Annotated in this window: 17 protein-coding genes; 11 read left to right on the plus strand and 6 right to left on the minus strand. The window is 41.2% G+C overall.

From position 1 onward, the window contains the following. The first annotated feature begins 52 nt into the window (after positions 1–52). From AC1XUO_RS13070 to AC1XUO_RS13090, 5 genes are all read left to right on the plus strand, one after another. Positions 53–1,624: an NAD(P)/FAD-dependent oxidoreductase gene (locus AC1XUO_RS13070; protein ID WP_483330262.1), complete on the plus strand. Its 1,572-nt coding sequence runs from the start codon at positions 53–55 to the stop codon at positions 1,622–1,624. Positions 1,625–1,825: 201 nt separating this feature from the next. After that, complete coding sequence (locus tag AC1XUO_RS13075) at positions 1,826–2,470, plus strand: NUDIX hydrolase (protein WP_483330263.1); 645 nt, start codon at positions 1,826–1,828, stop codon at positions 2,468–2,470. 176 nt (positions 2,471–2,646) lie between these two features. Next, a complete protein-coding gene (locus AC1XUO_RS13080) occupies positions 2,647–5,418 on the plus strand; it encodes a DNA gyrase/topoisomerase IV subunit A (RefSeq protein ID WP_483330264.1) in 2,772 nt (923 codons plus the stop codon). A gap of 195 nt (positions 5,419–5,613) precedes the next feature. Beyond that, positions 5,614–6,228, plus strand: a complete 615-nt coding sequence (locus AC1XUO_RS13085; RefSeq protein WP_483330404.1) for a SanA/YdcF family protein — start codon at positions 5,614–5,616, stop codon at positions 6,226–6,228. Between the two features lie 30 nt (positions 6,229–6,258). Then, positions 6,259–8,766: a DUF5686 and carboxypeptidase-like regulatory domain-containing protein gene (locus tag AC1XUO_RS13090; RefSeq protein ID WP_483330265.1), complete on the plus strand. Its 2,508-nt coding sequence runs from the start codon at positions 6,259–6,261 to the stop codon at positions 8,764–8,766. 11 nt (positions 8,767–8,777) lie between these two features. Here AC1XUO_RS13090 and AC1XUO_RS13095 read toward each other — a convergent pair whose 3' ends face one another. Both AC1XUO_RS13095 and AC1XUO_RS13100 read right to left on the minus strand, forming a co-directional pair. Further along, on the minus strand, positions 8,778–9,743 hold the full coding sequence (locus AC1XUO_RS13095) for an ABC transporter ATP-binding protein (protein WP_483330266.1): 966 nt from the start codon (positions 9,741–9,743) through the stop codon (positions 8,778–8,780). Positions 9,744–9,859: 116 nt separating this feature from the next. Then, complete coding sequence (locus AC1XUO_RS13100) at positions 9,860–10,435, minus strand: nitroreductase family protein (protein ID WP_483330267.1); 576 nt, start codon at positions 10,433–10,435, stop codon at positions 9,860–9,862. A 162-nt stretch (positions 10,436–10,597) separates the two neighbouring features. Between AC1XUO_RS13100 and AC1XUO_RS13105 the strand changes: the two genes are divergently transcribed. Continuing rightward, positions 10,598–10,918: a heavy metal-binding domain-containing protein gene (locus tag AC1XUO_RS13105; RefSeq protein ID WP_235151030.1), complete on the plus strand. Its 321-nt coding sequence runs from the start codon at positions 10,598–10,600 to the stop codon at positions 10,916–10,918. On the opposite strand, the gene AC1XUO_RS13110 is transcribed toward AC1XUO_RS13105, so the two are convergent. After that, the gene (locus AC1XUO_RS13110; protein ID WP_483330268.1) at positions 10,919–11,875 is read right to left on the minus strand and encodes a methylenetetrahydrofolate reductase; all 957 of its coding nucleotides are present in this window, start codon (positions 11,873–11,875) and stop codon (positions 10,919–10,921) included. 407 nt (positions 11,876–12,282) lie between these two features. Beyond that, on the minus strand, positions 12,283–12,753 hold the full coding sequence (locus AC1XUO_RS13115; RefSeq protein ID WP_483330269.1) for a GNAT family N-acetyltransferase: 471 nt from the start codon (positions 12,751–12,753) through the stop codon (positions 12,283–12,285). A gap of 189 nt (positions 12,754–12,942) precedes the next feature. On the opposite strand from AC1XUO_RS13115, the gene AC1XUO_RS13120 reads away from it, so the two are divergent. After that, complete coding sequence (locus tag AC1XUO_RS13120; RefSeq protein WP_483330270.1) at positions 12,943–13,659, plus strand: YebC/PmpR family DNA-binding transcriptional regulator; 717 nt, start codon at positions 12,943–12,945, stop codon at positions 13,657–13,659. Positions 13,660–13,753: 94 nt separating this feature from the next. Here the strand turns inward: AC1XUO_RS13120 and AC1XUO_RS13125 are convergent, their stop codons facing one another. Then, positions 13,754–14,200, minus strand: a complete 447-nt coding sequence (locus AC1XUO_RS13125) for a transcription elongation factor (RefSeq protein WP_483330271.1) — start codon at positions 14,198–14,200, stop codon at positions 13,754–13,756. A gap of 147 nt (positions 14,201–14,347) precedes the next feature. Then, positions 14,348–16,072 carry a T9SS type A sorting domain-containing protein gene (locus AC1XUO_RS13130; RefSeq protein ID WP_483330272.1) on the minus strand — a complete coding sequence of 575 codons (1,725 nt, stop codon included), beginning with the start codon at positions 16,070–16,072 and terminating at the stop codon, positions 14,348–14,350. A gap of 532 nt (positions 16,073–16,604) precedes the next feature. Here AC1XUO_RS13130 and AC1XUO_RS13135 point away from each other — a divergent pair. The 4 genes from AC1XUO_RS13135 (at position 16,605) to rlmB (ending at position 21,351) form a co-directional block, all read left to right on the plus strand. Beyond that, a complete protein-coding gene (locus AC1XUO_RS13135) occupies positions 16,605–17,525 on the plus strand; it encodes an aspartate carbamoyltransferase catalytic subunit (protein WP_483330273.1) in 921 nt (306 codons plus the stop codon). Between the two features lie 815 nt (positions 17,526–18,340). Then, the gene (locus AC1XUO_RS13140) at positions 18,341–19,231 is read left to right on the plus strand and encodes an SDR family oxidoreductase (protein ID WP_483330274.1); all 891 of its coding nucleotides are present in this window, start codon (positions 18,341–18,343) and stop codon (positions 19,229–19,231) included. A 150-nt stretch (positions 19,232–19,381) separates the two neighbouring features. Further along, entirely contained in the window at positions 19,382–20,593 is a 1,212-nt protein-coding gene (locus tag AC1XUO_RS13145; protein ID WP_483330275.1) for a GWxTD domain-containing protein, read from the plus strand. Continuing rightward, positions 20,569–21,351: a 23S rRNA (guanosine(2251)-2'-O)-methyltransferase RlmB gene (rlmB, locus tag AC1XUO_RS13150; RefSeq protein WP_235151021.1), complete on the plus strand. Its 783-nt coding sequence runs from the start codon at positions 20,569–20,571 to the stop codon at positions 21,349–21,351. Before AC1XUO_RS13145 ends, rlmB begins: the two co-directional genes overlap by 25 nt. Positions 21,352–21,391: the final 40 nt, after the last annotated feature.

Consider the following 21,391-nt stretch of genomic DNA (forward strand, 5'->3'; position numbering starts at 1 on the left):
AGCAAAAATTTCTTAACTTTGCATTATTAAAGGATAAATCCCTTTCAGATCAATGCAGCAGACATTCCAACTTACACTTTCACCAGAGATCGCTCTGGACGATGACGCCTTTCGTCAGTTTATCAATAAAAAACTTCGTTTACGGCCTGATGACAAACCATTTATCCGAAAAACCCGGCAGTCCATCGATGCGCGGAGCAGACAGGTGAAGGTCAATGTGCAGGCAGAAGTTTATATAAATGAATTACCGCCTTCACTCATCCAGACGCCTTTACATTACCCGGACGTAACCAGCCGACCGAAAGCGCTTATCGTTGGATGCGGACCTGCGGGTATGTTCGCAGCCTTACGTTTAATCGAATTAGGAATAAAACCGATCCTCTTCGAACGTGGTAAAGATGTGCGGGCGAGACGCCGTGATTTGGCAGCCATTAATAAGGAGCACATCGTTAATCCAGAATCTAATTATTGTTTCGGAGAAGGCGGTGCAGGAACCTATTCCGACGGAAAACTCTATACCCGCTCAAACAAGCGGGGAGATATACGCCGGGTACTCGAAATATTTGTTGGCCATGGTGCCAATGAGCAAATTCTTATTGATACCCATCCGCATATCGGTACCAATAAATTGCCGATGGTTGTCGCCGAAATGCGTAAAAGTATTCTGGAAGCAGGTGGAGAAATTCATTTCGATACCAAGGTTACAGACCTTATATTGGAGGGAAATATCCTGAAAGGCGTTATTACAGATGATAATACGGAACACACCGGGATTGGTGTAATTCTTGCAACAGGCCATTCCGCCAGAGATATTTATGAATTACTGGATAACCGGAAAATTCTTATTGAAAGTAAATCTTTCGCCATGGGTGTGCGGATCGAACATCCGCAAAATGTAATTGACAAAATTCAATATCATTGCGAAACTGATCGTGGGCCGTATCTGCCTGCTGCTTCATACAGTCTCGTTACCCAAACCCGATATCAGGGCGTTCAGCGCGGCGTTTTTTCTTTTTGTATGTGTCCGGGTGGCTTTATTGTCCCGGCAGCAACAGCTTCGGGCGAGGTTGTGGTGAACGGAATGTCTCCCTCCCGTCGTGATTCCCCGTTTGCAAATTCCGGGATCGTAGTTTCGGTTGAAGATATTGACCTTGCACCTTACCGTGCGTTTGGCGCCCTGGCTGGATTACAGTTTCAAAAGGAAATTGAACAAGCTGCCTGTAACTTAGCAGGTGCTACGCAAACTGCGCCTGCACAGCTGGCTACGGATTTTGTCAACAGAAAAATGTCGGGCCAGCTTCGTGAAACTTCTTACCAGCCTGGATTAACACCTGTCGATCTTTATGAAGTACTTCCGCCAAACATGGCCTTCCCGCTGCGTGATGCCTTAACTGATTTTGGAAGAAAAATGAAAGGATATTTATCCGGAGATGCGCAACTGATCGGTGTCGAAAGCCGTACTTCCTCACCGGTAAGAATCCCGAGAGAACGCGAAACTTGCGAACATCCTGTTGTAAAAGGACTTTTTCCGTGCGGAGAAGGCGCAGGTTATGCCGGTGGAATTATGTCTGCAGCCATGGACGGACAGCGTTGCGCAGAGCAGCTCGTTGGCCTGTATGCTTAGGTTTAAATTTATCATTTGGCTTACAGAAAAATAATTAGTAACATTGTTAAACGCACAAAATCAGCCGGAGAATCAATAAGTAACCGTTATTCAATTAACCGGTTTACTTCGTGGAACCTAATAAATTCCCGTGAAACTCTAAGCTGATTTGTTATGTTACCTGAATACTGACACTCAATAAAATTAATTTTAATCGCCTCTATGGCCCAGGGATCTTTCTCGCTTTTTACGAATGAATTGCTTAAAAAATTAGAAGATCCACTTCCCGGTGAATCCGCTCACCAGTTCATGCAGTCCAGTTCCAAGCTTCGGCTTACGGTCAAGCCGAATGAACGGACACGTAAAAGTGCTGTGCTTATTCTTTTTTATCCCTACAAAGGGGAGATTTATTTCCCATTGATACTGCGTCCGGCTTACGATGGCGTGCATTCCGGGCAGGTCGCTTTTCCTGGCGGACGTTATGAAAGAACAGATGAAAACCTGATAAGAACTGCATTACGCGAAGCTCAGGAAGAAATAGGACTGCGGCTGAACGATGTTAAAGTCCTGGGTATTTTGACGGAGTTGTTTATTCCACCCAGCAACTTTTATGTTTTACCGGTAGTAGCCGCTATGCCCTATCGCCCTGATTTTTTTCCGGATCCGAGAGAAGTTGAAGATATATTTGAGATCAAATTAAATCACATTTCGGATGTTTCAATCATAGGATCCAGCGAGATCCAGGTTCGGGGCGTCAATATCACCGCACCACATTATGAGGTGAACGGATATAAAATCTGGGGAGCCACGGCCATGATGATCAGTGAATTGCTCACTGTGTTAAAGGCGGTGGATTCTGATGCCTGAAACTGGGGAATAATGTCTTTTTTTCGTATATTAGCGAGTATTTTAGTCCTGGCCTCCCGGCAATCTTCGTGCATTTTAATCCTTCAAAAATCGATTATCCATGTACGGAAAACCGATAAGCAGACGATTTTATAAAAATTTTACAGCATTTAAACCCTTAGTTTCCGCCTCAATTTATGGACGAAAACGGAGCTACGCCTAACGTAGAAGATAGCGAATTACACAGTCAATTACCCGTATCGGGCCTTTACGAAAGTTGGTTTCTTGATTATGCCTCTTATGTAATTTTGGAACGTGCCGTGCCAGCCATTGAAGACGGCTTAAAACCTGTTCAGCGCCGGATTTTGCACGCACTGAATGAAATGGACGATGGTCGTTTCAATAAAGTTGCAAACGTAATCGGATCAACGATGCAGTATCACCCACACGGGGATGCTTCAATTAATGATGCGATTGTTAACCTTGGCCAAAAAGAACTGCTTTTTGATACACAGGGAAACTGGGGAGACTTGCGTACGGGCGACCGTGCTGCTGCTGCCCGGTATATCGAGGTACGCCTTTCAAGATTTTCAAAAGAAATCGTTTTCAACAACGATACCACCGAATGGCAACTATCCTATGATGGACGGAAGCGTGAGCCGGTTACTTTGCCGGTCAAATTTCCGCTTTTGTTATCGTTGGGTGTTGAAGGTATTGCCGTTGGCCTTTCCACGAAAATATTACCGCACAATTTCTGCGAACTGATCGAGGCTTCGATCAATATTTTACAGGGAAAAGAAGTAATCATCTATCCTGATTTTTTAACCGGCGGACAGGTTGATGTATCCAACTACGGCGACGGTCACCGTAGCGGAAAAGTACGCGTACGAGCCAGGATTGAGGAAGAAGATAAGAAAATGCTGGTGATCCGGGATATTCCATTCGGGACTACAACGTCTTCGTTAATCGATTCCATTATCAAAGCGAATGATGGGGGTAAAATAAAAATTAAAAAAGTAGTTGATAATACGGCTGCCGATGTAGAAATCCAGGTGCATCTTGCTCCCGGCGTTTCTCCTGATATTACTATTGACGCACTTTACGCATTTACGGAATGTGAGGTTTCCATTTCTCCGAATGCCTGCGTTATTATTGACAACAAGCCTCATTTTGTTGGTGTAACCGACATTCTCAGATACAATACCCAGCAGACGGTTCATTTGCTGAAACGCGAGCTTGAAATCAGAAGACTTGCACTTCTGGAAAAAATCCTGTACGGTTCTCTTGAAAAAATATTTATAGAAAACAGGATTTATCGTGATATAGAAGAATGTGAAACTTTTGAAGCGGTCATCAGAACGATTGACAAAGGTCTTGAACCCTATAAACCGCAGTTTTACAGAGAGATCACAGACGATGATATTACAGAATTAACTGAGATCAGAATCAAACGTATATCCAAATATGATGGGTATAAAGCGGACGAACTGATGCGTAAGTGGCAGGATGAATTGACCGAAACGGATGATAACCTGGCCAATATCACGCGTTTTGCTGTTGATTATTTCCGTGATCTTTTGAAGAAGTACGGAAAAGGGAGAGAAAGAAGGACGAAGATCATGGCCTTCAATCAAATCTCTGCGAACATTGTTGCTGCCAACAACCAGAAACTTTATGTTAACCGCGCCGAAGGTTTCATCGGGTATGGGTTAAAAAAAGACGAGTACGTCATGGACTGCTCGGATATCGATGATATTATCGTTTTCAGAGGTGATGGGAAATGTCTGGTAACGAAAGTGCAGGACAAAGTTTTTGTAGGAAAAGATATTATTCACTGCGCTGTCTTTGTCAAAAATGACGAGCGAAAAGTGTATAACGTTGTTTATCTGGAAGGGAAAACGGGGGTTTCCTATATCAAAAGATTCCAGGTTACTGCCGTTACCCGCGACAGGGAATACGATCTGACGCAGGGTACGCCAAAATCTAAAATCACTTATTTCACTTCAAATGAAAATGGAGAAGCGGAAATCATTACGGTAAGTCTGACCGCTCAAAGTAAGGCCAAAGTAAAACAGTTTGACTTCAATTTTGCCGATCTGCTCATTAAGAACAGAAGTGCCATGGGCAATATTCTTACCAAATATACGGTTCGAAAAATTGTAATGAAGCAGGCTGGCCGCTCAACGCTTGGTGGTGTGGATATGTGGTTTGATCCAATTATCGGACGCTTGAACCGTGACGAACGTGGTGAATATCTAGGCAATTTCGGATCTGCAGATAATATTCTGGTCATTTATAAAGACGGCTCTTACGAGCTTACCAACTTTGACCTTACGAATCATTATGTCTCAAATGAGGTCTTACTTGTAAAGAAGTTTGATAGCAAGCTGCCAATTACCGCCCTATATTACGACGGTGGCCAGAAACAGCATTTTATCAAACGTTTCACAATAGAAACTTCTTCGCTGGATAAGAAATTTGTTTTTATCAGCGACGCAAAAAATAGTAAATTGATATTGGCTTCAACGGACAAACGGCCACGTTTTGAAATTGTTCATGCCAAAAATGAAAAAAGAGATCAGTTGCACGAAGAATTTGTTGTAGAAGAATTGATCGATATCCGTGGCTGGAAAGCTATGGGTTATAAATTGTCGATTGACAAATTCAAAGAGATTCGTTGGTTGGAACCATTGGCTGATCCGGAGCCGATCGAGGAACCTAAATCTGAGGAAATAGAAGATGCAGCCGAAGAGATCGAAGATCAGAAAGAAGGTGAAGATCAGGATACTGCAACGGAACGCGAAGAACCTGAAATTCAGGATATAACTGAACCAGAGCAGATTCGAACTGAGGAGGAAAACCCGGAGGTTAATGAAACTGAAAGCAAAAAAGAGGTAAAATCCAAAAAAGCTCCTAAAAAGGATAAAGACCCTGATTCGGAAAAGTCACAGCTTGGTTTATTTGAATAGAAGGTATCCGTACTTTCTATTCAAACCTATTTTTCGATGTAAGCAACAAAATATATCGGTTTGCGCGTATTGAAAAGCAGAAACTAATTGTTATGCTTGTAATGACCCTCAATATATCTAACAACTTAGAGGTTAACTTTAAGGAGGCACGTGAAAAAATTGATCAAAATAGGTATTGCCCTTCTCTTTGCCAGCCTGGTGTTTATCCTGCTGTGCAATTTCTGGGTGGTTTACTGTACCAAACAGTATAACTATTTTTCAATTCAAAATCTTCCGTCAAATGATGTTGCGCTGGTTTTAGGAACAAGCAGAAAAACGGAAAGAGGTAAAGAAAATCTTTTTTTTAAATATCGGATGGAGGCAACAGCCCGGCTTTTTAAAGAAGGAAAAATTAAGTACATTATACTCAGCGGAAATAATGATTCTGAGTATTACAACGAGCCGCTGGATATGCAACGTGCTTTATTAAATCTGGGAATACCTGAGAATGTGATGACGCTGGATTATGCCGGGTTCCGGACATTTGATTCAGTGGTTAGATGTAAGGAAGTCTTCAACCAGGACAACTTCACTGTTATTTCACAAAACTTTCATAATGCGCGAGCGCTATATATTGCACGCAATGAAGGTATTAATGCGATCTCATTTGCGGCACAGGATGTGCCTGATGGTTATTCTATCAGGACTTTGATACGGGAGTATCTGGCAAGGCCAAAAGCAGTTTTAGATGTACATGTTTTGAGACCAAATGCAGATCTTACGTCTAATGTGGAGATAAAAAAGAAAAAAGATACTGAATTAGCAAAATAGATTTTACTCACGGAGCCTGGGAATCTTAATATGAAGATAATTAAACTATTATTTGTTTTTCTGGCGGTAGCTGTCCCAACCTTCGCACAAACGACTTATACGATCAAAGGACGAATTACAGATGCTACGACCGGAGATCCCGTTCCCTTTGCAAACGTCGCCATTAAAGCTTCCATATCCGGAGGAACTACTAATTTTGATGGTTTTTACTCGATTATTTATACCCCTCCTGCGGATTCCCTGCTTATTACTTATGTGGGTTATGGAACAAAAAGTAAAGCCATAACACCAAATTTACAAGAACAAACAATTGACGTCCAGCTAACTCCGGGAGCATTACAATTGAGGGAAGTCCGAATTTTTGCCGGGGAAAATCCTGCCTGGCGGATCATGCGCAAGATTGTGGAAAATAGAAAGGCAAATAATTCAGAAAATCTGGAAGCTTATGAATACGAAAGTTACAACAAGATCCAGATTGATATCGACAACCTTTCCGAGAAATTCAGGAACCGGCGAACCGTTAAAAAAATGACGCACATCGTTGATAAATACGACGAAGTCAAAGGCGAAGACGGAGAGACAATCATTCCTATCTTCATATCCGAGTCTGTTTCAAATGTTTATTTCCGAAAAGATCCGAAAAAGAAAAAGGAGATTATTAATAAAACAAAAGTTTCAGGCGTTGGTCTGACGGATGGAAGTTTTGTATCGCAAATCGTTGGCTCCTCTTTTCAACAATACAATTTTTACAACAACTGGCTGAATGTCCTGGAAAAGGACTTTATCTCTCCTATTTCTGACAGTTGGAAATTATATTATGATTATTATCTGGCAGATAGTATTAAAAATGGGGAGACTTATGACTATAAGATCGATTTCGAACCACGACAGGAGCAGGATCTTGCGTTCAGCGGATCTTTCTGGATTGACGGTGACAATTATGCGCTTACCCAGATGGACGCGAATGTTGGGAAACGCGCCAACCTGAACTTTATCGAAAAAATTAAAATCCAGACTTCTTATGACCTTTTTGAAGATGATAAAACCTGGGTCCCGACTAAGACCCGTGTGTTGATCGATGTTGATGAACCGACAAAACAGACGGCTGGTTTGCTGCTTAAATTTTATTCTTCTAATACCCATTATAAAATTAATACTCCCCGTGGGCCTAAATTTTTCGATACAGCCATTGAGTTGAAAGAAGATTATATGGTTCATGATTCTGCATTCTGGCAAAAAAGCCGACCAGAATCTTTGACCAAATCTGAGATTTTAAGTTTTCAGCTTGTCGATTCGCTCAAAGTGTTACCTGCTGTCAAAACCTACACAGAAATATTAAACATATTTGTGAATGGTTACAAAAGGATCGATAAATGGAATATTGACATTGGCCCCTATCTGTTTTTGTATGCCAATAATAATGTGGAAGGGCATCGGTTACGGCTTGGATTTAAGACAGATCCCGGGTTTAGCAGGAAGGTAATCCTGAGTGGTTACGGGGCTTACGGTTTTAGCGATCACGCTTTTAAGTATGGTGCGGGTGTTGACTATATTTTCTCCCGAAAACCGTGGACCATGGCGGGCATTTCTTATTCCAAAGATCTGGAACGGCTGGGAGTTTCGGCTGAGAACATTGGGACAAACACGATTTTTGGCGCGTTTTCAAGATTTGGACAATTCAGAAGACCTTATTGGCAGGAAGATATTTCGGCTTATGCAAAAAGGGAAATTGTAAAAGGGTTCACGACCAGCGTTCAGCTTCGTCACCGGAATTTCCGTCCTCTTTTTGATTTTGCCTATCGAAGCAAACCGGAAATGGGTTTCGAATCTCCCCTCCGGAGTACTTATGAAATCACAGAACTGAACGTTGAAACCCGACTTGCAGGAAATGAAACTTTTCTTCAAAATGACAATGAACGAATCAGTATGGGAACAGGCAATTCGCCGGCGTTTACTTTCAGATATACACTTGGCATGAAAAACTTTCTACTGGGTGATTTTCACTATAATAAATTTGCTGCGAATGTTAAACAAACTTTCCGGGCAGGTGTTTTCGGGCGGACTTATTATAACCTGACACTTGGTTATATTCCGTCAACAATTCCTTATACACTACTTTACAATCCGTTAGGTAACGAATCGTTATTTTATGTTGACAACGCTTTTAATTTGATGAAATACTTTGAATTTATTGCAGACCGGTACGTGACGCTCCGTGTTGAACATAATGACGAAGGATTTATTCTAAACAGAATCCCGGCAGTTCGTAAACTGAAATGGAGATTACTCGCGACCGGGAAATTATTTTACGGGCAGGTTAGTGCGAAAAATATGGAGCTCGCGTCAACGGTTGACGCTGAGGGAAATCCAATCCAGACTTTTAATAAATTGGGAAACACACCTTACCTGGAATTAGGTTATGGCGTTGATAATATTTTTAAGTTTGGTCGTGTGGATGCAATCCACCGCCTTACCTACAAGGACAACCCAAATGTTACGCCCTTTGCCGTGAAGATTTCCTTCTGGTTCAGCTTGTAGGTCCCAAAATATTATATCGACATCACATCTTTTTCAGCATAAGTGAGATAAACCTGATCTCCAATTTCGACGTCTTTTCTGTTGCGATAAAAGACAAGTAAACCTGTTTCATTCACACACCGAATTTCCCAATGGTTTCCATGAAAACGAATCGCTTCAACTTCACCTGTCCATTTGCTTTTTTCCTGATATTTTGTTCGTTTTATTTTTTCAGGGCGAATAAAAGATTTTTGTGTATCAGATCCGGAATGAAGCCAGTTGATATCGCCAGTTAATTCTGCCACATAACTGCTTACCGGCTTGTTGTAAACTTCCTGAGGCGTTCCGATCTGAATAATTTCTCCATTTCTCAATACCGCTATCCGGTCCGACCAGGCAAGTGCATCTTCGGATTCATGCGTGACAAATATGCAGGCCATTTGCTGTTCAGAGCGTAATTTTTCAATTGCCTCGGCCAAAATACGGCGGTTCCTATTGTCAAGATGTGCAAAAGGCTCATCCAGTAATAATACATCCGGCTGCTCCGCGAGCGACCTGGCAATGGCTGTCCGCTGTTTTTCTCCTCCTGACAAAAGTTTAGCTTTTTGATTGCGGATGGATGATAATCCCGTGATCGTTAGCAGTTCTTCCACCTTGTTTTTACGATAAGCTGGTTCGTAGAAACGCAAAGCATAGGATATATTTTCTTCAACCGTCTGATTTGGAAAAAGCTCAAACTCCTGATGAATTAATTTAATGGCGTTATGTCCGGGAATAAGTTCACCACGAACGGCAGGCACAAGCGATTCCCGGAAATAAACATCTCCCTTATCCGAATCCACAAAACGCCCTAAAATGCGCAGTAAAGTACTTTTTCCAGACCCGCTTTCTCCTAATATCCCAAGCCACTCACCGGGATTTAATTCGAGGGAAATTTCTTGTAAAACTGTTTTATTATCAAAATTTTTCGAAACGGATTCGGCACGAAGGACGGTCATTGGGTTTAATTGAAATGGGGAATATTGAAATTTTGCTTTCGGCTTTCGGCGGTCGGTCTTAAAAAAAACAATTAATACAATTATCCAAACGCTGACTGCCGAAAGTCAATGAGAAGCTAATCTATCCAGGTTACTTTTTCTTCAATTGGCGTACGACGTGCAGGCGTGTCTCCCAGATTATGATAACCCATATAAAAAAATCCAATGCAGTTTTGATTTTCTTTCAAATCCAGGAACTGACGCAGTGATTCGGTGACAGACGGGCTGCTCCAATACGCTCCGATATTGTTGGCTGTAGCTGTCAGCCACATGTTTTGTACTGCACAGGCAACGGATGCAACTTCCTCCCATTCAGGAATTTTCTCAGGATGCAGCTCTACGATAATCGCGATAACGGCTGCGGATTTCAACGCTTTTGATCTCGTCCCTTCATACTTTGCTGGCGAAAACGTTTCCGATGTGGTATTTGCCCGGTAAGCTTCTGCCATATAATCAGCCAGTTTTACACGCCCGTCACCAGTAAAAACTGTAAAACGCCATGGTTCTGTCAGCTTATGCGTTGGCGCGAAATTGGCATTTTCAAGAATGGAATTAATTACGTCGCGAGGAATTTCCTTTTCGATATAACTAGGTGGAAAGATACTCCGACGCGTGCGGATCACTTCGTTTATAGATTTTATTGTACTGCTCATGAAATAGTTAATTTAATTTTCCGCTCAAAAAGTCAGAAAGCAGACTAAATATCTGATTGACCGTTAAAATAGTAAATATTGTGTCCAGACACGAAAATACTGTAAATTGTGTGCTATAACGTTAATAAACTTCTTAACCTTACAAAATATCGCAACATTTATATGCTGGTTACAACTACTCCAAACATCGAAGGCAAAAAAATTATCAAATACATTGGATTGGTCAATGGCGAAGCCATTATCGGCGCCAATGTGGTTAAAGACTTTCTGGGAAGTATAAGGGACGTGGTTGGCGGACGCTCTGGATCATATGAACAAGCACTTCGGGAAGCCAAAAGTATTGCGCTGCGGGAGATGATGGAACAGGCGCAGCGCCTGGGGGCACATGCAATTATCGGTGTGGATCTGGATTTTGAGACCATTGGCGGAAACGGATCAATGCTGATGGTTAGCGCCAATGGTACTGCGGTTTGTCTGGAATAATCAGAAAACCTTGCTGGCTATTTGTGCAACGTTATCCGATTTTCCCATCGTATAAAAGTGTAAAACAGGAGCTCCGTAGGCAATCAATTCTTTACATTGCTGAATGCTCCATTCAACGCCAAGCTGACGAACTTCCTTATCGCTGGCACATTTCTCGGCTTCCTTAACAAGATCCTGAGGAAATTCCAGATGGAAAATTTCAGGTAAAATCGTCAACTGTCTTTTAGTTGCCAGTGGCTTTAAACCTGGAATGATCGGAACTGTAATACCTTCTGCACGGCATCTGTCGACAAACCTGAAATATTTCTGATTATCAAAAAACATTTGCGTAACAATGTAATTGGCTCCTAATGCAATTTTATTTTTCAAATGTTCAAAATCAGTGTCCAGACTTTCCGCGTCAAGATGTTTTTCAGGATATCCTGCAATGCCGATACAGAAATTGGTATGTGCAGCTTCCGTTTCGGCATGCATCAAAATACCGTTGTTCATATTGACAACTTGTGTAACCAGCTCTGAGGCATAACTGTGTCCGCCAAGTTTTGCTTTAAACACGCCTGCCGATTTTTCAGGATCGCCGCGTAAAACAAGTACATTGTCTATACCTAAATAATGAAGATCAAATAAAACGTCTTCCGTTTCATCTTTGGTAAAACCACCGCAGATAACATGTGGAACTGCATCGACCTTGAACCGCTCCATCAATCTTGCGCAAATACCAACCGTACCCGGACGTTTTCGAATGGGGATTCTTTCGATAAGTCCGCTTTGTCCTTTAACATCTATCAGCTCCTCACGATGGTAAGTAACATCGACAAATGGTGGCTTGAACTCCATCAGGGGCTCAATTCCGTTTAATAATTCGTTGATATTTTGTCCCTTAACGGGCGGGATGATTTCGATTGAGAATAGTGTTTTGCCCTGAGCCTGTCTAATAAAGTCGGTAACTTTGGTCATGTATAGTATTTCTTTATTTACATAAAAGTTTACAAAAGAACACCAATTATACAACCAAAGCAATCTATAAGGCACAAAAAAATGGCCTACCGCATTACAGTAGGCCATTCCACGTAAACCCTCCTCTATCAGTGTTCGTCAAAACTACAGTGTTATATTGACAGGCGTCAATTACATGCAGTAGTTTGCTTGACTGACTTCTAACTATTAAATATTCGTGCCAAAACCTCAGTCTTAGAACTATTAAGAATAATATTTCTGCAAATAAGCTTAATTTGATTCATTTGGGTCGTTTTGTCGCATTGATCTTACTTGACTGCCCCAGAAACTAAAAAGCTGTATCTCTAAGACACCTTGCAAAGGATATCCATTTTGGTGAATTATTCTACATATTGAATATTAATATCCTAAAATTCCCCAACAGACGAAAAACGAGTCATTTCGATGTGGTCGATTCCATCTTCATCATATACTTCACTGCTTTGCTCAAATCCAAATGACTCATAAAAAGCTTTCAAATAAAGCTGGGCGCCTATCCTGATTGCGGATAAACCGTATAAGTCTTCAAGAATTTGAATTGACTTACGCATCAACGCATTCCCGTAAGATTTTCCACGTCCGGCGCGAGAGACAACAACTCTTCCTATGGATGGATAGTCATAAGACAATCCCGGGGGAACAATCCGGGTATAGGCGATCAACAGTCCGTTATCCATTCCCAGCAAATGGTGGCAATTTTGATCCTTATTATCCTGATCCAGAAAAATACACTTTTGCTCTACTACAAATACTTCATTTCTTAGACGCAGCAATTCATATAGTTCATAATTGGTCAGGTCTTCAAAGCTTTTAATGCTCCATTGCAATTTTAGATTCATTTTTTGATAAAAAGAGATTGAAAGGTTCTTATTTTTGTCCGAGTTTATAAGTCTTTTGTAAATTTACCAATTATTTAAATCTGTCATTGACTATCCAAAATGAGTCAGTTGTGAATTTCGACCTCATAAATCTCAGGACGGACAACTTTATACGAATATTAATTTAATAAAACCTTAGTAAGAATACGCATGGGAAGAGCCTATGAATATAGAAAAGCGCGGATGTTTAAGCGTTGGGATAAAATGGCAAAAACATTTACCCGGATTGGAAAAGATATAGTTCTTGCAGTTAAAAGTGGAACGGCTGATCCTGCCACCAACGCACGTCTCAGAGTATTGCTTCAAAATGCGAGAGCTGCGAACATGCCTAAAGAAACGGTGGAACGTGCCATTAAACGCGCGACTTCAAAAGATCAGGAAGATTACAAAGAAATGGTCTATGAAGGTTACGGACCACATGGCGTCGCTATTCTTGTTGAGAGTACCACAGACAATCCCGTTCGTACAGTAGCAAACGTCCGCAGTTACTTTAATAAACTTGGCGGGAGTTTAGGAACAATGGGTATGCTGGATTTCATTTTTGACCGAAAATGTATTTTCAAAATTAAAAATGATGGTACCCGTGATATGGAAGAACTGGAATTTGAACTGATCGATGTTGGCGGAGAAGAAGTTTTCCTTGACGAAGAAACAAACCAGATTAATATTTACGGCGAATTCACTTCATTCGGAGCTTTGCAGCATTACCTGGAAGAAAACGGCTTTGAAATCGTTGAGGCTGATTTTGAACGTATTCCGAGTGATACAAAAAAATTAACAGAGGAAGAGATCGCCGAAGTGGAAAAATTAATTGAGAAAATCGAAGACGACGACGACGTTCAGCGTGTTTACCACAATATGGGTTAAAGAGCTATCGGCAGTCGGCTATTGGCAGTCAGTTTCAGACAGGAATTAATTTTTGTCAAATACTGACAGCCGATAGCTGACCGCCCTCAGCTGCTTAATAAATTGCAGTGATCTTATGCGGTTTGTTCAAAAACTGAAATGTGCCTCCCACTTTTTTCCCAAGAAACGATAAACCAACGGGAGAAGATGACGATACTGCTAATACGGTTTGATTATTAAACTTTACAGCACCCAGACTAACAGAAATAAAAAACCATCCGGCAGTCGTTTCCATAAGTGCACCCACGGCTCCACGAGACAATTTTTCGGCCTCGCTGATTCGCTCCAATATTACTCTTTCCTGCCTGACCTGTTCATACTGTCTTGCATGCATGTTACGATCAAGCTGCCCCATGGAACGTGCCGTTTCATATTTATCACCAGCAGAACTTTTACTTTGATCATTTGCTGAATCCTGAGCTGCTTCCATAGCTTCCCACGCAACTTGCATCCGCTCGTTGAGAAGACTTTTCATATACTCGACCAATTCCTGTTTGTTCATTTATTCTTAATCTTAATTTCTCCCTTTTGCATAATTAAACAAAATAGTGAGAACATCAGGATTTATTTAGGTAAGCTTTAAAACAGAAGCCGTGTTACTAAACCAATAAATTGATCCGGCAACACGACTTGCAAGATTTTTCTGAGATTATAACTTCACCATCTTTTTACGGATCGTGCGACCATTCTGCGTTTTTGCCTGCAGAATATAATTGCCTTTCATCAATCCGGAAACATCAATTTGCTTTGGCGATTTTTCAGATAGAACAACTTGTCCTGTTCCATCAAAAATGATAACCTCAGTAACGGATGAACCTTCCGCAGCTACTTCAACGGTGCTTCCAGTTGGGTTAGGATAAATATAGTCCGAGTTCTTCTGCTCGGCTTTCATGATGGCAATAATTCTTGAAAATGCCGTTGTACCGTCAAAATCAACTTGTTTTAAGCGGTAATATACGATGTCATCAAAAGGCTTTTCATCTGTATAACTATACTCGACCAAGCTTTTTGTTGTTCCTTCTCCGGCCCTTATCCCAATGGTTTCGAAGTCGACAGCATCCTGACTTCGCTCGATCTCAAAGTGGTCATTGTTCGTTTCAGAAGTCGTTGACCATTCCAATAAGTTTTTCCCGCCTTCAATTGATTTCCCCTGAAACTTCACGAGCGTCACAGGCAACGGCGTCGGCAGATCAGGCGTTTTAGCAAGCAAAGGCTTACTATTTGAAAGAAAATTATTCGCTAAAATAGCATTGGACCACTCGTCTGCAGCAGCTCCCTGGCCGACCGTATTAAAATGCACTTTGTCGTCATTTCTTCCCCAGTTTCCAACATTGTTCAAATTAGCACCCTGCCATACTTCCGCTGTGCTTAGAATGACTGATCTCTGTGCATTTTCGAGATAATCAATCCTACCGTCCGCCCAACCCGAAATCGCAACCATCCAGGGCAAATCGTTATAGCCAGATTCTGAGCGGGTCTTTTTGATCACATTGATAGTATTGTTACGAAAACTCGTTTCTGCGTTCGTTACAAACCTGTCGTTTACGCCATGTCCGGACAAAACTGCACGCAGACCGGTCTGAGGTACATATTTTTGTAAACCCGTTCTAATATTAACATAAGGCATTCTAATACTATAATTAACGAAGGAATGCGTGAACGGTATATCGTAAGCTGCCATGTAAGTTTGCTCCATATTAGTTCCGCCAAAAGCCGCACTGTAAAAAAGCACAGGAACGTTCAAGCTTCTTACCAGATTATCTCCTACCCTGCCCCAAAACCATGAGATATCTTTTAATCCAGGCGCCATACCACAGTTCCCGCATAACTGAGTAAATTTCAGAGGTGGCAAAAGGTCCGGATTACCGGTATTGAAATACTGGTCATATTGTCCGGGATCATTTTGCATTGGATCAATTGAACTTACCATATCGCTGGAAGCTCCGAGACTTGGACTTGACCCACCAGCGGCATTAGAATGACCAACAATAAAAAACACTTCACCAACGCCTACCTTTTCAACAACAACAGTACTTCCTACCTGAGAACCTCCATTCATCGCACGAACTTCCAAATCATAACGTCCGCCTTTCCCCGTTAAACTTCCGCGAAAAGATCCTCCATTGGGATTGTTACTGATCGTGGTCCAGCCAACTGCTGTTCCGCCTTCTCCCGGCCGGGTTTTCAATTGCGCCTCGATACGTGTAACTGCCGGCGTGAAAGTACCTGTTATGTTCACTTTCGCCTCGTTATTAACATTGTCTCGCTGCAACACGATACGGGATACCGGGAAGACAACTTTTAATGGTTGGGCAAAAACAGATGATGCGAAAAGCATCAGAAAGAATGCCTGCGTGTAAAATTTAAATTTCATAATTAGTGGTTATTAAGATGGAAATCCATCGTCAGTTACAATTTTTGTTGTGAGGTTGGGCACAAGGTTATCCTCATGGATAAAAATCATCCATTTAAAGAAATTGACGTGAAGTGCCCGATAGGATTAAGTATCGTCAGGAACTAAAAACAGGGAATATATCATCAAACCCATTCGGCGATAGTCGAATTAAAACTTATGTCATTCCCGTCTGGAAATGAACCCAAAAAATTTCATTGATGATAATTAAGAGGAGGTATGCAAGTAAACGTGATGTAATCCATTTACAGAACCAAAACTAACACTAGAATTTATTCTAAACAAATTACCAGAGAACTATTTAATTCTATTATTCCAAATATCAAAATTATTCTACAATTAAATATGATTAATTTAAAAAAAAGGTGATTTTATCTTTAGTAAATAACTAAGTGGTATCTGCACAGAACAATGGATCAAAGTTTTCTCACAATTCCAATTTGCGGTTGGGCGCTTCCTTGTTATCTTTGCAAAACTTTCTTATCCTGACGCAATGACAAAACTTTCGGTTCGGCACTTACTTGGAATTAAAAACCTGAACGAGAATGACATTCATACCATTTTAGATACTGCTACCCAATTTAAGGAAGTAATTAACCGGCCCATCAAGAAAGTCCCGTCGCTTCGCGACATCACTATAGCGAATGTTTTTTTCGAAAATTCCACCCGTACAAGGCTTTCTTTCGAACTGGCAGAGAAAAGACTTTCGGCTGATGTAGTCAACTTTTCCGCTTCCGGCAGTTCTGTAAAAAAGGGTGAAACGTTGCTGGACACAGTAAATAATATCCTGGCGATGAAAGTGGATATGATCGTCATGCGGCATAGCAGCCCGGGTGCTCCACATTATCTTTCAAGCAGAATCCCCGCCAATGTGATTAACGCGGGTGATGGAACGCACGAACATCCGACGCAAGCTTTGTTGGATGCTTTTTCAATGAAGGAAAAACTGGGAGATCTGGCGGGTAAAAAAATAGCAATCATTGGTGACATTCTTCATTCACGTGTAGCATTATCAAATATATTTTGCCTTCAAAAACTCGGTGCTGAGGTAATGGTTTGCGGCCCTTCAACACTGATCCCGAAATACCTTGCCGACCTGGGTGTAAAAATCGGGCATGATGTGAGAGAAGCACTGCAATGGTGTGATGTTGCCAACGTCCTTCGAATTCAGCTTGAAAGGCAGCAAATAAAGTACTTCCCTTCTCTTAGAGAATATTCGCTATATTTTGGTATAACAAAAGCAATGCTCGACGAACTGGATAAGGAAATTATACTCATGCATCCCGGACCTATAAATCGTGGCGTAGAGCTTTCTTCCGACGCTGCGGATTCGTCACATTCTATTATTTTAAATCAGGTAGAAAATGGCGTGGCTGTGAGGATGGCAGCACTTTATTTGTTGGCGCAGCAATAAGTCACCTGATCAAAATGGACAATGCGTCAGCAGACCGGTAGAATTTTGGAGGATATTGATACGTTTGGGGTCGGATGAAGATTTAGAGATATTGTTGTGTTGATAAGGTTATGTGTTGCTCATCATTTTTTCGATATAAAATAATCATAATCTTGATTACGGTGCTCTGCACCTTTCGAGACTCTGCCCTAAATCTGTGTGCTACATATATTTGGGTGCTCTGCACCTGCCCTTAAAGCCACAACCGAAAATTTTAGGGCAAATATTGGATTATGCTGTACCTGATGTGAAGAACGTAACCGGATATCTTTTGCTAGAAATATCACCATGCTCTACACTGCGTATGCAAATTGAACCGGATTTTTATTACAAATATTACGGCACCCTGCACGTCCGATCCAAGGTGCAGAGCACCGCGATACTTGTAGAAAAATGAAAGACCAATCCTGGATAAGGTGCAGCGCACCGTAATTAGTTTAAGCTTATTGTAACGAAACGAATTTAGATGTGGCCGACAGAATTCACTTCGGGGATGCCTTATGTTATCCTGATCATTTCTAAAAGCATTTCTTTTTAATTCTCAGTGGTTATCAAAATCCTTTAACTGGTATTCAAAAAAACATGTCGACAAAATTCTATTTTTAGCAAAAAAATTTCATGAAATAATATAATTAATAAAAGTAAATAATACCTTTGTAATAGTATGCATGCATACTATTACACATCATCAACAAATTATTCTGATCTCCTAAGGATATATTTATATCATCTTTAACAAAATCAGGAAAACGTTCAACTATCTTAAAATCACACTCATGTCATATAAAGAAGGAATGCTCCGTGATGGTTCTCTTGATAATAAAACGATAATCGTCACCGGTGGCGGTACTGGTCTGGGAAAATCGATGGCGACCTATTTCCTTAAATTGGGAGCCAACGTCGTTATTTGCAGCCGTCGTTTGGAAGTTATAGAAACTACTGCCAAAGAGTTGGAAGAGTCAACCGGCGGTAAAATTCTGGCCGTTGCTTGTGACGTTCGCAAGACTGACGAAATTGAAAACGTCATCGCCAGATCCATCGAACATTTCGGACAAGTTGATGTATTGGTAAATAATTCAGCAGGAAATTTTATCAGCCCGACCGAACGTCTGTCATACAAGGCAGTAGACACGGTTGTCGATATTGTTTTGCGCGGAACCTATTACTTCACGCTGGCGCTGGGCAAATACTGGATTGATAACAACATAAAAGGAACAGTCTTAAATATATCAACAACGTATGCCTGGACGGGTTCGGGTTGGGTCGTGCCTTCCGCGATGGCGAAAGCAGGCGTTTTGGCCATGACAAAATCATTGGCTTTTGAGTGGGCCGACCATGGAATCAGATTGAATGCCATTGCTCCCGGACCGTTTCCTACAAAGGGTGCCTGGGATCGTCTTTTTCCGGAGGAATTGTCGAAAAAATTTTCTTTTGAAAAAAGAATTCCTTTACAAAGAGTTGGTGATCATCAGGAACTTGCCAATCTTGCAGCATATCTTGTTTCCGATTTTTCCTCCTATATTACTGGTGAGGTAATCACACTTGACGGAGGAGAAGTTTTGTCGGGCGGACAATTCAATTTTCTCAAAGAAGTCAGTGATGAACAGTGGGACGCCATTGAAAATCAAATAAAAAGTGCCAATAACACACCCAAGAAATCAGAATAATAATTTTCTTCCATTTTTATTGGGTAAATTTGGTGCTTCGTTCGTTATTTGACAAATGAAGATATCTGGTATATGAAAACAACTTTTAGAATTTACCTTTCTCTGCTGTCAGCACTGTTCGTTGTGGGATGTTCGTCCTCAAATAAAACAATGAAAAAAATCCCTGAGGCGGAAGTTCGTATGTCGAACCCGGAAACAATTTCAGCGCCTGAGGAATTGTCGCTTGTGGCTATCCAAAGTAAATATTTAATCAAGGACACGACACAAACACGTGTTTTCTTATACGTGGATGCCCTGAAAGGCAAGAGTTCTATCTCGGTCAGTGATTTCATACGGCTATATAATCTGAATTATGTTATCTATTCCGATTATGGAACGAGAGAACGTTTAGGATACGGTAATATAAAACTCGATTCCACGAGCGTGACAAAACTGGGCGATAAAATTGTAATCGGTTTTGATATTAAAAGTCCGAATAAAGAAACGGGCGTTTTGTTAAGTGAAATCAGTCAGACAGGAACTCTGAAGAAAGTTTTGAATGACCTCACCATTCGGTTTAAAAAACAATCGGCCAGTGAATTGTATGGTATTTATACGGATGCAAGTGCTGAACCTTTGCAAAAACACTATATTAACACAAACACACCTTTTACGGTTAAGCGATTAACAAAAGAACCAGGAACACTTCACGTATTTTATTACGGACATAGCTTTGAACCGGCCAGTTCTCCAATGAACACGGCTCCGAAAAGCGGAATTTCTAAATCATTGACGATTGATAGTACTTTCACTATTAATACAAATGAAAAAATTCAATTTGCAAAAGAGGGTCTATACAATATTTTCGCAGATACTACGCAGTCGGAAGGATTGGGATTGTTAGTCGTAAATGAAAGATTCCCAAAGCTGACAAAACCGGAATTGCTGCTTGAACCGCTTGTTTATATGAGCACGAACACGGAAATTAACGAAATCAAAAAAACAGAAGAGTTTAAAAAATCCCTCGATAAATACTGGCTGACGCTGATGAATGGAAATGCTCCCCTGGCTCAGCAGTCCATCCGGTCATTTTACAATCGTGTTGAAGAAGCAAATCAATTATTTACCAGTTACAAAGAAGGCTGGAAAACAGATAAAGGAATGATCTTTATTGTCCTTGGCCCACCGGATAAAGTGCAGAGAAGCAAAGACCGGGAAGTATGGACTTATGATCAACGTGCTAATGCACAGAATGTTAATTTTACTTTTAATCGCAGAACAAATCAATTCGTAGATGACCATTATGAGCTCGTTCGCTATGCCGAATATCAGCCCATTTGGTACCCTATTGTAGAAGCATGGAGAAACGGAACTATACGCTAAGAAAGCCCGCCCCTCGTCCGTCACAAGCCGACATGGTTTTTGGTACACAATCTGTACTGGAAACATTACGTTCAGGCAAAGAGATCGAACGTTTATTTATTCAAAGAGAATTAGGTCTTAATGAAATTGAAAAGACCGCTAAGGAGCTTGGAATTCCTTATCAGCGTGTTCCGGTAGAAAAACTGAACAGAGTTACCAGAAAAAATCATCAGGGTGTAATCGCCTTTGTATCTCCGATCCAGTATATGCCTTTGCACAATGTGCTGACGCAGGTATACGAAGAAGGAAAAACGCCGTTATTATTATTGCTTGACCGCGTAACCGATGTTCGTAACTTTGGCGCCATCGCCCGTACGGCAGAATGCGCAGGTGTTCAGGCATTGATCGTACCAACAAAAGGTGGTGCGCAGATTAATGCAGATGCCATGAAAACATCTTCAGGAGCATTGAACTTCCTTCCGGTGTGCCGGGAGCCAAATTTGTATGAAACATTATTGTATCTGCGCAACAGCGGATTACAAATCATAGCAAGTACCGAAAAAACAGATAAATCACTTTACGATATTGATTTTTCTATTCCTACGGTGATCATCATGGGTTCAGAAGAGGATGGGATTTCAAAAGAGTTTCTTCTTCTGGCAGATAGCGGAGCGAAAATCCCGTTGAATGGACAAGTGGAGTCGTTAAATGTTTCAGTGGCGAGCTCGGTTATCTTATATGAAGCTGTAAGACAACGTGTTGTAGCAAAAGTTTCATGATCCCGATTATAGAATTTTGGATTAAAAAGCAGATGAGTCA

The sequence above is a fragment of the Dyadobacter sp. HNCC25DJ186 genome (genome assembly GCF_056895235.1).